The 13319-nt window shown below is 40.7% G+C and carries 8 protein-coding genes, 1 tRNA gene and 1 pseudogene; 5 read left to right on the forward strand and 5 right to left on the reverse strand.

Annotation, left to right across the window (positions count from 1 at the left end; all coding sequences use genetic code 11):
• Positions 1-42: 42 nt before the first annotated feature.
• The 4 genes from BDD43_RS20385 (at position 43) to BDD43_RS20400 (ending at position 3499) form a co-directional block, all read left to right on the forward strand.
• Entirely contained in the window at positions 43-1233 is a 1191-nt protein-coding gene (locus tag BDD43_RS20385; RefSeq protein WP_121199411.1) for a 1-deoxy-D-xylulose-5-phosphate reductoisomerase, read from the forward strand.
• 14 nt (positions 1234-1247) lie between these two features.
• Positions 1248-2573, forward strand: a complete 1326-nt coding sequence (gene rseP, locus BDD43_RS20390) for an RIP metalloprotease RseP (RefSeq protein WP_121199412.1) — start codon at positions 1248-1250, stop codon at positions 2571-2573.
• A 299-nt stretch (positions 2574-2872) separates the two neighbouring features.
• Positions 2873-3397: a Fe-S protein assembly co-chaperone HscB gene (hscB, locus tag BDD43_RS20395; protein WP_121199413.1), complete on the forward strand. Its 525-nt coding sequence runs from the start codon at positions 2873-2875 to the stop codon at positions 3395-3397.
• A gap of 22 nt (positions 3398-3419) precedes the next feature.
• Positions 3420-3499: transfer RNA gene (locus BDD43_RS20400), tRNA-Leu, on the forward strand.
• Here BDD43_RS20400 and BDD43_RS31100 read toward each other — a convergent pair.
• Positions 3453-4592, reverse strand: a complete 1140-nt coding sequence (locus tag BDD43_RS31100; RefSeq protein WP_394339638.1) for a recombinase family protein — start codon at positions 4590-4592, stop codon at positions 3453-3455. The two genes, BDD43_RS20400 and BDD43_RS31100, sit on opposite strands and share 47 nt — an antisense overlap.
• A pseudogene (locus BDD43_RS31105) lies at positions 4575-4925 on the reverse strand (recombinase family protein); the annotation flags it as partial. The gene BDD43_RS31100 and the pseudogene BDD43_RS31105, both read right to left, overlap by 18 nt.
• Positions 4926-5099: 174 nt before the next feature.
• Here BDD43_RS31105 and BDD43_RS20410 point away from each other — a divergent pair.
• Positions 5100-5405, forward strand: a complete 306-nt coding sequence (locus BDD43_RS20410) for an RNA recognition motif domain-containing protein (protein ID WP_121199414.1) — start codon at positions 5100-5102, stop codon at positions 5403-5405.
• 57 nt (positions 5406-5462) lie between these two features.
• Here BDD43_RS20410 and BDD43_RS20415 read toward each other — a convergent pair whose 3' ends face one another.
• Genes BDD43_RS20415 through BDD43_RS20425 form a run of 3 tightly spaced genes read right to left on the reverse strand, consistent with a single transcriptional unit; the run spans position 5463 to position 13316 of the window.
• A complete protein-coding gene (locus BDD43_RS20415; protein ID WP_121199415.1) occupies positions 5463-8246 on the reverse strand; it encodes a M16 family metallopeptidase in 2784 nt (927 codons plus the stop codon).
• 58 nt (positions 8247-8304) lie between these two features.
• Positions 8305-11001 carry a MutS-related protein gene (locus BDD43_RS30410; protein WP_211339706.1) on the reverse strand — a complete coding sequence of 899 codons (2697 nt, stop codon included), beginning with the start codon at positions 10999-11001 and terminating at the stop codon, positions 8305-8307.
• 11 nt (positions 11002-11012) lie between these two features.
• On the reverse strand, positions 11013-13316 hold the full coding sequence (locus BDD43_RS20425; RefSeq protein WP_147425693.1) for a Gldg family protein: 2304 nt from the start codon (positions 13314-13316) through the stop codon (positions 11013-11015).
• Positions 13317-13319 lie beyond the last annotated feature (3 nt).

A 13319-nucleotide genomic window follows, 5' to 3' on the forward strand; every position in this document is an offset into this window, starting at 1 on the left:
TGACGTGCCGGGAACGATTTTAGGCGGGAATTAAAATTATAGATGCATCAACAACAGACCAAAAATGTAGCTATCCTGGGTTCAACAGGTAGCATAGGCACACAGGCTTTAAAAGTAATTGCGGGTAATAAAAATTTATTCAGGGCTTTTGTGCTTACCGCACTAAGCAATGCTAACCTGCTTATTGAACAAGCCATAGCTTTTTTGCCGGCCTACGTAATTATTGGCGACGATAAACAATATGCTTACGTTAAAGCAGCACTTGCTCATTTGCCTATTGAGGTTTTAGCAGGCAGCCAGGCCGTTATAGCTATTGTTACCCACCCCGAAATTGATACCGTTTTAACCGCAATGGTTGGCTTTGCTGGTTTAGAGCCAACAATAGCCGCCATTAAAGCAGGCAAAACCATAGCCCTCGCAAATAAAGAAACCCTTGTTGTAGCCGGCGAGTTAATAACGGTGCTTGCCAATCAGCATCAGGTTAAAATACTCCCGGTTGACTCTGAGCATTCGGCTATATTTCAATGCCTTGTGGGCGAGGAACGCAACGCGATAGAAAAACTGATATTGACCGCTTCTGGTGGCCCTTTTAGGGGCAAAGATTTAAATTATTTATCGTCGGTTACTAAAAACGATGCCCTAAAGCATCCAAATTGGGTAATGGGAGCCAAAATCACTATCGATTCGGCCTCGCTAATGAACAAGGGCCTGGAGGTAATTGAAGCCAAATGGTTGTTTAATGTTGATGCCGACCAGATAGAAGTTATTGTTCATTCGCAATCAATTATACATTCGCTGGTTCAATTTGAGGATGGCTCTATTAAAGCGCAAATGGGCTTGCCCGATATGTGCCTGCCCATACAATATGCCCTCACCTACCCTAACCGCGTTAAAAACGATTTTAAGCGGTTCAATTTTATGGATTACCCGGAACTGAGTTTCGAAAAACCCGATCTGGAAACTTTCCGTAATTTAGGCATCGCATACAAGGCATTAAGCATGGGCGGTAACATGCCCTGTATTATCAATGCCGCTAACGAGGTTGCTGTAGCGGCCTTTCTTAACGGCAATGTAAGCTTTTTGGGCATGAGCGATATGATTGAAACATGCATGCAAAAAATGAGTTTTATACAAAAGCCCGTTTTAGACGATTATTTGAATACTGATAAAGAAACCCGCATATTAGCGCAAAATTTAATTAAGCAAGCGCCGCAGGCGCTTATAACTATTTGATATAAATATAAAGGATGAGTGTAGTTATTATGATAGTCCAGTTAATACTGGGCCTTTCTATTTTGGTAATATTACATGAGCTTGGCCACTTTTTAGCGGCTCGGGCTTTTGGCATTAAAGTAGAAAAATTTTATTTGTTTTTTGATGCTTGGAACGTAAGCCTGGTAAAATTTAATTACAAAGGCGTTGAATATGGAATTGGATGGTTACCACTGGGCGGTTATGTAAAAATTGCCGGCATGATTGATGAATCTATGGATACCGAGCAAATGGCTGGCCCGCCACAGCCCTGGGAGTTCCGCTCAAAACCAGCCTGGCAACGCTTAATTGTAATGCTGGCTGGTATTTTTGTAAATATTGTTTTAGGCATTTTTATATTTTGGATGCTTACCGTTAAATACGGCGATAGCTATACACTTGCAGCCAATGTAAAATATGGTATAGCTCCCGGAAGTGTGGGCCGAAAAATAGGACTTATGGCTGGCGACAAAATAACCGAAGTTAATGGTAAACCCCTGTTGCGTTACGACGAGTTGCATAGTTCGAACGTATTGATGAACAATACTAAACTTACTGTGTTGCGTGGCGATAAAACAGTGATAATTACCATACCTCCCACAATATTGAACGACTTATCAGACAATGTTGATGAATTTATCAATTTGCGCAGCAAGTTTAAGATAGACTCGGTAATGCCGGGCAGTAATGCCTATAAGGCAGGCTTGCAAAAAGGTGATAGTATTGTTGCCGTAAACAAACAACCTATTGAGTTTTACGACCAGCTACAGGATGCCATTAAGCAAAATATAAATAAAAAATTAGATCTTACCATAAAAAGAAACAACGTACCTAAACAACTAATTGCTCAGGTTTCTGCCGATGGCACGCTGGGCTTTTACAGGGATCGTGATAGTTTTCCTAAGGAAACAACCGAAACTTACAGCTTTTTTGGTTCGTTGCCTGTAGGTGCATCAAAGGCCTGGCTTACTTTTGCAGCTAATGCCAAAGGTTTAGGAAAAGTATTTAAGGGCGAAGTTAAGGCCACAAAGGCATTTGCCGGCCCGGTTGAGATAGCCACTATGTTTGGTGGGCATATAGACTGGTTGAACTTTTGGCGCCTTGTGGGGCTTTTATCAATGGCACTTGCACTAATGAACTTATTGCCCATACCAGTATTAGATGGCGGGCACGCTATGTTTTTGGTTATAGAAATGATAAAAGGCAAACCTTTAAATGATAAGTTTATGGAACGCGCACAAATTGTGGGTTTTGTAATACTCATTACATTAATGGTATTTGTATATGGTAATAGTATTTTAAAGCATTTTATTAAATACTAATTGGTATTAAGTTATCAATGTTGTTTAGTTAAACAATTTTAAAATGCATCATCGGTGCAAAAGGTCGGTTTTAGTTAATAATTGCATATTTGCATGCCGTAGGTATGCCACCTCAACAGGTGTTGTACCTACGGCACAATTTTTTATTTAATTCGTTTTGCTACCAACCTGTGACACCGATGGGGTTGCCTCTTGTAACTAAGCAACATTGATTAAGTTATGAGTGTTTATTAGGCTTTAGTTAACGCTCCGCATGAACCCGTATACTTAATAAACCCAATCCACTAATAACCCATCTTATGGATTACTTTGAATTATATGAGCTTCCTGAGTCATTCTCGGTAGATGAAAAAACGTTGAAAGCTAAATTTTATCAACTCAGCAAAAAATACCATCCCGATTTTTATGCTAACGAAGACGAGGCTAAACAGCAAGAGATACTCGAACTATCCACGCTGAATAACAAAGCGTATCAAACCCTCTCCAACCCGGCCAGGCGTACCGAATACATACTACAGCTACATGGCCTACTGGCCGACGGCGACAAGCATAAACTGGCCCCAGGTTTTTTAATGGAGATGATGGAAATTAACGAAGCGTTGATGGAAATTGAGGATCAACCTGCTTTTAACGCCATTAAAATGCAAATTGCGGGCATGGATAACGAACTGGAAAAAGAATTATCAACAGCCATATCCGCCTATGAAACTGATGATGAGGCAACTAAACTTAGCCAGCTAAACAGCATAAAAGATATTTACTACAGACAGAAATATTTGTTGCGAATTAAAGATACTTTAAATACATTTGCAGCCCGCTTGTAAGGAACTATAGAACTTACAACATGCCCAGCTGGCGGAATTGGTAGACGCGCTGGTCTCAAACACCTGTGGGAAACCGTGCCGGTTCGACTCCGGCGCTGGGTACCGAGCCGGAGTTAGTTCTAATTTTAGTTCTAACTCCGGCTTTTTTCTTTCTTAAACCGTCGTTAATCTGATACATAAGCTGCGCTGCTAAGTTAGCATCCCCGGTTCGATCTGAATTTTCAAGAATTATCATTTTTTTTTGGTAGATCGAACCAATTATATACCTTTTTTCATCAGTATTGCCCCCATCATACAATTCTATAAGGGTTTTTAGCCTAATTAAAGCTTCATCAACAATGGAACTTAAATCCGTTTCAACCGCTTTATTCGCCTTGACTTCCTTTAATTCTGCCTCAAGCCTCACGATCTTATCTTCACATTGAGATTTCATAATCTTATAATCTTGCAGGTCTATATCTTCCGATAAAAGCATCGTGCGAATTTTAGTCAGGATATTATTTTGTTCTGAAATTTCGTTGATTAAGCGTTTACGTTCTACCTCAAAATTCTGCTGATCATCCGCTGTAACATCACACACTATTTCTTTAAATAGTTGCGCCATGCCTGGTTTTGGTAAGAATTTCCTCAAATCCTTTTCAAATTCCATATTCACGTCGTCTGCTTTAAACCTTGCCTTGCATGGTGATTTGCAGTGATAATAGGTATAATATGCGTTGCGACCCTTTGAGGCACTGCCTGTTAACTGTTTACCGCAATGAGGGCAATATAAAAATCCTCTAAGAACTAAGTTTTCAGGTACTTCAAGATTAAACTTTTGTACCTTTTTTCTACCGTTCAGTACATCCTGAACATCCCAAAATAGCTTTTCGCTGATGATGGGCGTATGTTTGCCATCAGCTAAGTACATTTCGTTATGTTCATCCGCCGGAACAATGATCTTACCGCAATAAACAGGATTACGGATACATACCCAAAAGGTATTCCTTGTCATTTTCATCCCTCTTGACCGGGCAAACCTCCAAACGGCTTCAGTTCTGAATAACCCTTTCGCTAAGGTTTCAAATGCCCATTTCAAATGACTGGCTTCCGGCTCAACTATGTCGATATACTTTGTTTTATTATCACGTATCTTATTGACGTAACCGGCAGGTGCCTTTCCCATCCATCGCCCCTCTACTTTACCCCGGCGCATTCCAACAACCACATTCAAACCTCTTCTTAAATTATTAGCTTCGGCCTGGGCGATATATACCGCAAGCATAATCCGGCTTTCAGGAATTTTCAGGTCTAAATATTGGTCAATGGCGTTTGGCTCAATGCTCAGTGCTTGCAGTACGTCGATCATGTTATAAGCGTTTGCCGTATTCCGGCTAAACCTATCCCACTTCGTAAACAAGATCATTTCACACAGCTTGCCTTTGGTCCGTTTTAATTCGCCTAACATCTTCATCCATTCAGGCCGCCGCTTAAAGGTCTTGGCAGAAAAATCCTCAAAGATCACCCGACCGACTTTAATGTTATTACGCTCGCAGTAATCATCATATCAGCAACCATTTATAACACAAGTTCCTGAAAATAGTACGTTTTATCAAATTAGCGGATTTGCCAATACTTTGACATAGTGTTTATATTTGCGCCATGGCGAAGCTTTTTATTGTAGGCATACCGAAAGATATGGAGGAACATTGAACTGGTGGAAATGTTCAGCATCCACGGGACTGTCAACACCGTTACCATCGTGACCGACCGGTTGAGTGGCGAAAGTAAAGGCTACGGTTTTATTACCATGACCGATGATACCGGTGCAGCAAGGGCTAATGAAGCATTCCATGGTGCCAGTATCGATGACGGTACTATTAGTGTCCGTTTTGCAGAAGATAAGAGTTCAAAGCCTGTTTTGAAAAAGCCACCCGTTGGCTTATCAGGTTCACCCCGCCGTGATAATCAGACCGAAAAACCAAAACGGCCACGCAGACCATTACAACCCGGGCGTAGCGATCACTAATTAGGGCAAAATACTGATCTACATGATTTGTAATAATTAGTTATATCTTAATATTTTTTATTTTTCCGGGAGAAGCATAAGTCTGATATAATTATCCCCATTTAGATATTTCGCAGCAACATCTTTCAGGCTTGATACCGTGACTTTGCCAATAGCCGCATCATAATCGTTAACTTGCGTTAAAGGTTCATTATTGATCAGCTGTCCATTGAGATAGGTTAACCAGGAACTATTATTCTTTAATCCCATTTCCCTGGTTCTCTGGCCTTCTGCTTTAAATTTATCGATATTTTCTTGTGTAGGACCATTTTTACCAGCTTTCTTCACTTCATCCAAGGCCGAAGCAATCAAGCTTTCCACATTAGCCGGCGCACAACCAAAGGAAATTACCATGTTGAATCTTTCCTGAGGATACTTTGAAGTATTAATTTCTACCCTTGGGGCATAGACCCCGCTTTCGTCTTCTCTCAGCCGCTCTAACATCCGGATCTCCAGAATTTCTTCCCAAGCATCCATTTTAACTTCATTTTCATAGCTATATTCAAAAGGCCCTGAAAACACCATGTATACCGTGGATTTTTGTTCTGTTCCTTTATAAACTGTTTTAGATATTTTTCCTGGCGGAATATGAATACCTAAATCCCTTGCTTCATCATGGTGTCCTTTAGAAGGCAAAGAACCAAGATATTTTTCCAGTAATGGTTTTAGCGTTGCTTCATCAATACTTCCAACAAAAATAAACGTAAGCCCTGAGGCATCTGAAAAACGTTCTTTATAAATATTAAATGCTTTATCCAGATCAATCTGATCAATTTTTTCTATACTGGGTCCCGTTCGGCGGATATTATAATTGCTCAGGACTGCACTTACGGTATCACTAAATACCATGTTTGGATCGTCTCCGCGATTTGCCAAACCTGATTTTGTTTTAGCAACGAGTCCTTTAAAAATATCTTCGTCTTTACGAGGTTCTGTGACGTATCCATAGACCAATTGGAGCGCGGTTTCTAAATCTTTTGGCGTGGCGCTGCCATTAAATCCTTGTGTGCGTTCTCCGATATAAGGAGCTACCCCTATTTGTTTACCTGTAAGAAATTTACGTAATTGGGTAGAGGTGTAATTCCCTACTCCGGCAGCTACGGTTAAACTCGCAGCATTAGTAGCACTTTGAAAATCGGAATCGCTATACAGAGAAGTCCCTCCTTTGGAAAACGCCGAGAATACGATTTGGTTGTCTTTAAAATCGGTTTTTTTAAGAAGCACTTTTACCCCATTATTTAAGGTAAGCGTAGTAATCCCCAAGGCAGCGTCTTTGTCCTCTTTTACAATTTTCCCGCCTATGGGGCTTCCCGTCAACAAAGGCAGGGCACTCGTATTATCTTTAAATGCTTCCAGTTTCTCCTCATTAACACTTTGTATCCAACTAAGCACTTTAGCTTCATCCGGCAAGGTGGCTTTGTCTTTCTCAGGTGCCATGATAAGGATATCCCGATTGACATCTTTAATATATTCTTTACTCACTGCATTAACTTCCTGAAGGGAAATTCCAGGAATATACAGGTTTACCAGTTTATTTACTTTAACAATACCAGGAGCTGCGGTCTGGTTTAAGAAATATTGAAGGTATTCGTTTACGTAAGATTCTGACTGCGTTTTGTTTTTCTCCTTTAACGCAGCCTCCATACTGCTCAGGTAATTCTGCTTGGCACGGTTTAGTTCAGTCTGCGTAAAACCAAACAACTGGGCCTGGCGGCTCTCTCTCCAAACTGCTTTAAAACCTTTTTCCAGTTCCCCCGGCTTAGCCACTACCGAAACTGCATACATATCCAGGCCGCCCATCAAGTCTTCAATGCTTGCCCCGCCCTGCAAAAATGGTGGATCCGCCTGTTTGGACAACTCCGAATAGCGCTCACTCAACATCTGATTAAATAAGCCATCGATGAGCGAGCTACGATAATCTGCAGCGGTTTTGAGGTCCTGTGCTTTATGCTTGATCAGAACTTGTATCACGGTAGAAGGCATTTCTTTATCTGTAACGGCAATAAATTGATTCCTACCTGTTAAAGGCACAGTATATTTTGTTCTTGTTTTCTCTTTTATGGGATTCTTCAGATCAGAAAATTTAGTCTTAATGGTTCTTTCCAGCTCTGCAACGTTTATATCACCAACCACGATCAGTGCTTGCAAATCCGGCCTGTACCAATCCTTATAAAACGACTTTATAACGTCTGGTTTAAAATTCAATAACACTTGCTCTGTTCCGATAGGAAGGCGTGAGGCGTATCTCGAGTAGTTCAGCACTAAAGGAAAAGTCTGTCTCTGCATTCTTTCTGAGGCGCCTTTGCCCAGGCGTTTCTCTTCCATAACGATACCACGTTCTTTGTCGATCTCATTCGGTTCTAAAATAGCCTCCTGTGCCCAGTCGCGCATAATTTGGATTCCGTTTTTAAGTATTTCCGGGTTATCTGCCGGGAGAGGCAATTGATATACCGTTTGATCAAAAGAAGTTGAAGCATTTAGGTCTGCACCAAAACGCACGCCGGATTTCTGTAGGTAATTCACCAACTCACTTTTTGGAAAGTGTTTGGTACCATTAAAACTCATGTGTTCCATAAAATGGGCCAGGCCCCGCTGCTCGTCGGTTTCCAGAACAGATCCTACTTTATTGGCCAGATACATCACCACCCTATTCTTGGGTTCCGTATTTCGGCGTATATAATAAGTAAAGCCATTTGGTAATTTGCCTGTCCTCACGGCAGGGTCTAAGGGCAAAATCTGGCCGTTAGCATTGTGAATAACAAAAACACTAATCGTGTAAGCTAAAAGATATCTGAATTTCATTTTTTATTTAATTATTGCTTGATGAACAACATGTATAAAAGCTCATGTCGTTTCCATTTTATTGGGGTCTATCCGTAATAAGTTCAAGGATTTTTTCATTGTTAATGATGATCATACCTTGCCTGTCCTCGGTAATCCCATTAGTTAATTTATAAGTGTATCTGGGAACCACGCCTTCCATTATTGTTGGCAAATACGAAAACTGAAAATTATTACCGCCTTCTCTTAATGCTTCGCCCACTTCAATGATATGAGTAGATATGACGTATGAGCAATCCCGATGTCCTCCAAAAGCAGCTGTTGCGGCAAGTGTTGCATCAAATGCATCTTGCACGTTGGTACCTTTAAATAGTTCGTCAAAAACCACCACTAATTTTTTTCCTTCGGCCACCTCTTTTGCAATATGTTTTACACGGAGAACTTCCGCATAAAAATGACTATGCCCTAAAGTAAGGTTATCAGATACATTAATGGAAGTATAAATGCCGTCCTGCACAGAGAATTTCATTGACTTAGCTGCAATGGGAAACCCCATGTGAGCTAAATAAACCGAAACGCTAAAAGCTTTCATTAGGGTTGATTTTCCAGCCATGTTAGCTCCGGTAAGGAAAATTACATTTTTCTCTTTCGATATCGTTATATGATTTGCAACGGCACCTGGCAACCCTGGATGATAGAATTGATCTATTGAAATCTGGTTGTCCATCGTATTGAAAGGAATGGCATCAGGAAAAACGAACCCTCTTTTACTTGCAAGTTCACCAACTGATGTATAAAGGTCGATCTCATAAAGCGTTTTAAGCAGTTGCTGCATCTCTTGATGATAAACCCTTCGCAGCAGATAATCATGTTTTGCAATTTGTCGCCATGTTATTTCGCCAGATTCATCTTTCGATATCCATAACAGCTTTTTATCAGAGAACAAGCGGTCTAAATTTTCTATCGCGGGAAGCATGGAAGAAGGTAAATCTTTACGATTTAATTGACTAACATAAATTTTAAAGTGCGCAATCAATGTTACAGCCGCCGCCAAGCCCTCTTTGATCATTTGAAACTCCCTATCGTTTGCTAAATACTGCATCAGTAGCTTCTGACCCATATTTATCAAGGATGTGGCAGCGCTTCCTTGTCCGGCAAACTGAAGATATTGTTCCGCCCGCTCAAACACTTCGTTGTTGGGCAAAAAGCTATGCTTCTCATCTTGAAAATATTTAAATAAATCAATTCTTTCATTGATTAAACCGGCGTCAGTCAATGGATTTAGAAACATTTCTTCCAAGAGCGCTTTCCCGCCCCTTGTCCTGGCACATTTATAGATGTTAAATATGGAGTCTGGACGGAATTCCCCCAATAAGTTAAGGTCTTCCAGTGTTTGCTTGTCTACCGCAAACCGCTTAATGGGGTTCTGGGATGATTCTTTTATAGCCTTATCTGAACCAAGAATGTTCAAAACATTCTCATTATTAACTATCATCATTCCGTGACGGTCGGTGGTGATGCCCTCATTCAAGGTATAGGTATATTTTGCAGTAGTACCTTCCATGATAGTGGGAAGGTAGATAAAGCGTACATTTTTCGATCGACTACGCAATATTTCGCCCGCCTCAATGATATGCGTAGAAATAACAAATAGACAATCTAACCTTGTTGCAAAAGCTTCTGCAATGGCAACTGTGGCATCATAAGCATCTTTTACATTTGTGCCGCGGAAGAGTTCATCGAAAATAACCAGTAGTCGCTTAGATTTACCCAGATGGCCGGCAACCTTTTTAACACGCATAACTTCCGCGTAAAAGTGACTAAAACCGGTGCCAAGATTATCTGGCAGATTAATGGTAGTAAACATGCCATCCAGCACCGAAAACTTCATTTTTTTAACGGGAACCGGAAAGCCCGCATGAGCGAGAAACATGGTCAGCCCAAGTGTCTTCATGAAGGTGGATTTACCCGCCATGTTTGCACCCGTGAGGAAAAGGACATTTCCATTTTCGTCGGTCTTTATTGTATTTGGCACGGCATTATTCACCATAGGGTGATACATTCCTTCCACGTCCAGTTGAGTGCTATATGATGGCAAAGCCGCGGCAAACGAGAACCCAAGGCGAGATGCCACTGTGGCGACAGCAATATATACATCTAAATGGTAGATATAATCTAAAATCCCCAGCAGCTTTTCCCGCACCTTAAACCTTGCTAATGTATCCAGTTCAGCGGTTTTTGAAAAACTCATCTTTTTGGCCTCCAGCTTATCCAAAAATGGCCGAAGTTCAGGATCACGTAATAAGCTATATACCTTTTCCAGCTCCTCATGATAGGGGCTTTTGAAGGAATCTAATTCCATCTTTCCCGCAAACACATGTAACAGATGCAATATTTCGATAATAGCCAGCAGCCCCTTGTGCAATTGCTTATATTCGTTATCAGCACCTACCGCTCCTTTTAGTTTCCGTTGGACAAAATTATCTTCAACTATTAGCTTTGTACGCGTATCTATGTTAGCTAAATAATGCTCAATCGTATCAAATAGTTCTCCGCTGAATGAAAACTCTACCCCTGAATCCATCATGTGACGGATTATTGAACTCCTGCGGTTGATTGCCCGCTCATCTGATAAAGGATAACGGAATATGTTTTCAAGGATTTTTGCTCCCCCCCTTGTTTTTGTTACATTATATAAGTTAAAAACAGACGCTCTGCCTTTTTTCCCAAAGACATTGATATCTTCCAGTGTTTGATTGTCAATATAAAAAGCCATAACTATTCATTTTATCTTCCACGCCTACGCAACCATAACAGCAAATATCCAAATAGCAAGAGCGATGGAAATACCCACATAAGCAGCATTTTAAACATCTTTGCCTCATGCATATTGATAATGATGTTATTATCAATTGGCTCCCTGCGGCGGGTATCTACCGGAAATTCATTGCCTGACAACCAGTTAAAAGTGCCCAAAATGAGGTTGAAATTCTGGGAGGCGAGGCCTTGTCTGGTTCGGCCAATTTCATTGTTACTCATGCAATCTGCATCACCAAATATCATTACCCGCTGTTGTTTGCCGTTAATTTTACGTACCATAGAAATTGCTGTGGGATATGACTTTTCAACCTTGCCGGCTGCCTCATTCAATTTTGGTATTTTATCGATAAAATCGAATGTTTCCTGTTCGTTCCATACTCCTTTACTTTTCGTAACAAGAATAGGCTTTACGTCAAACCCCATATCGGTGCGGTAGCTTAATCCAACTGCTCCGGGCATGGTAACAAGAAAAGATTCGCCACCATCAAAAAAATAGCTAAGATTTTTAGCCGCAGTGGTAGCTTCTGAAACAATGAAATCCGGACTATAGTCCTCTCCGGTAAACTGGACGAGTTGCCCGGCCAGGAAATTAACTCCAATTTTCGAAAGTATTGGATTCATTATTTCCTGGCGATGTATATCACCCAGAACAATCAGGCTTCCTCCGCGATTGATGTAAGCATCAAGATGCGACTGTTCTTGCTTGTTTAATTTTTTGCGCATATCGGCAATAATCAGGATATTGATATTTACAGGAATATCCTTTTCCAATCCAATCACAACAAAGTCAAAACCGTGGTTTACAAGTGAGTTACGAAATGACTTTTCCGTTGCAAAACGACTATAACTGGCGTCGTTCGTTTGTTCCAAATCACGTTCGCCTTGCCCCCTCAGATATCCCACTAACGGAGGATGAACCATGGTCATTCGTTTAAGAGCAGCAGATATTTCGTGTTCACTTGGGTACATTTCCAAATCGTCAAACATTCGAAGGAATACTTTGTCTCCATTATCACGTTCAAGTACACGCACTAATTGATACCCTTCTGCTTTCAAGTCTATTATTTTATTCATATCAGGCAATGAAAGAACCTCACTTCGCCTCAATCCCTTCATCTTCTCAAGACTCTTAGTGATTAATTTTTCCGTTGAAAGACCTGGGTTGTATGCGATGAGATCAGAGGATAGTGTTGGTGCATAGTAATAGGCATACTCCATTTGAATCCCGGGCTTATAACGTATCAACTGCATAAAAGGCCTTTTATCAGACTTTTGTGCTTCGGGAATGGCAGCAAATGCACTATTGTCAAAAATATTGACGTATGTGGTCATCTTAAGTCCTCCCGTAACTTTCTTCACGATATTTTGACTATTCTTAGTTAGGCTTCGTTGCTTAGTTTGGGTGGCGTCATAATACGTCATCAGTATCGGCCTTGAAGTCAAATACCCGAGGAACATCGCAACCAAAAAAGCTACCGCATATTTTGTCCATGCTTTTGTCAAATGGATTTTTTCCCTGGCAGCCTGTAAACGCAAAGATGACAACGTAAGGAAGAGGCTTGTAATAATTAAAAAGTAAAGGACATCTTCACTGCAAATCAATCCGGATATGAACTGGTCCGCTCTTCCGGCAATAGAAAGCCAATAGGTTATTTCCCGCACAAAATCAACACTTTGACCAAACGAGTCTGCTAAGTTTAGTAATACGATAAAAGTGATTGTCATTACAGCAGCGACAATCCGGTAGAATGTTAGACTCGACATAAACAGACCTATCGCGGAATAGGTAATAATCAACAGGTATATTCCCAGCATTCCGGAGAGCACTAATCCCCAATCGAAGTTTTCTATGGCACGCGAACCAATTAAAACGTAAATGAAAACGATCGTTATCAGTAACAAACAAAACACCGCCATTGCTAAAAATTTACCCAATATGATTTGAGTAGTTTTAACTGGAGATGAGTAAAGTAATTTAATAGATCCGCTGCTGAACTCCCTACTCATTAACCCCATGGTAAGTAGCGGTATATATAGTTGAAGAAATCCCAGGACATTTCGAAAAAACCCTTCACCGCCTGCAAATCTGTTGAGGGTAAGATTGGTTATACCACGGTGTAACACTTCTGACCGAACCGAACGGATCAATATATCCGAAAAGTTCATCGCAGACATAAACGTAAAAAGTATAAGCACCAACCACGCAACCGGAGAGAAGAGAAGTGTCTGTAGCTCCGTAAAAGCAATCCTTTTTACAATATTTTTTTTCATATA

This window comes from Mucilaginibacter gracilis (genome assembly GCF_003633615.1).
In the GTDB taxonomy this organism is placed as follows: Bacteria; Bacteroidota; Bacteroidia; order Sphingobacteriales; family Sphingobacteriaceae; genus Mucilaginibacter; species Mucilaginibacter gracilis.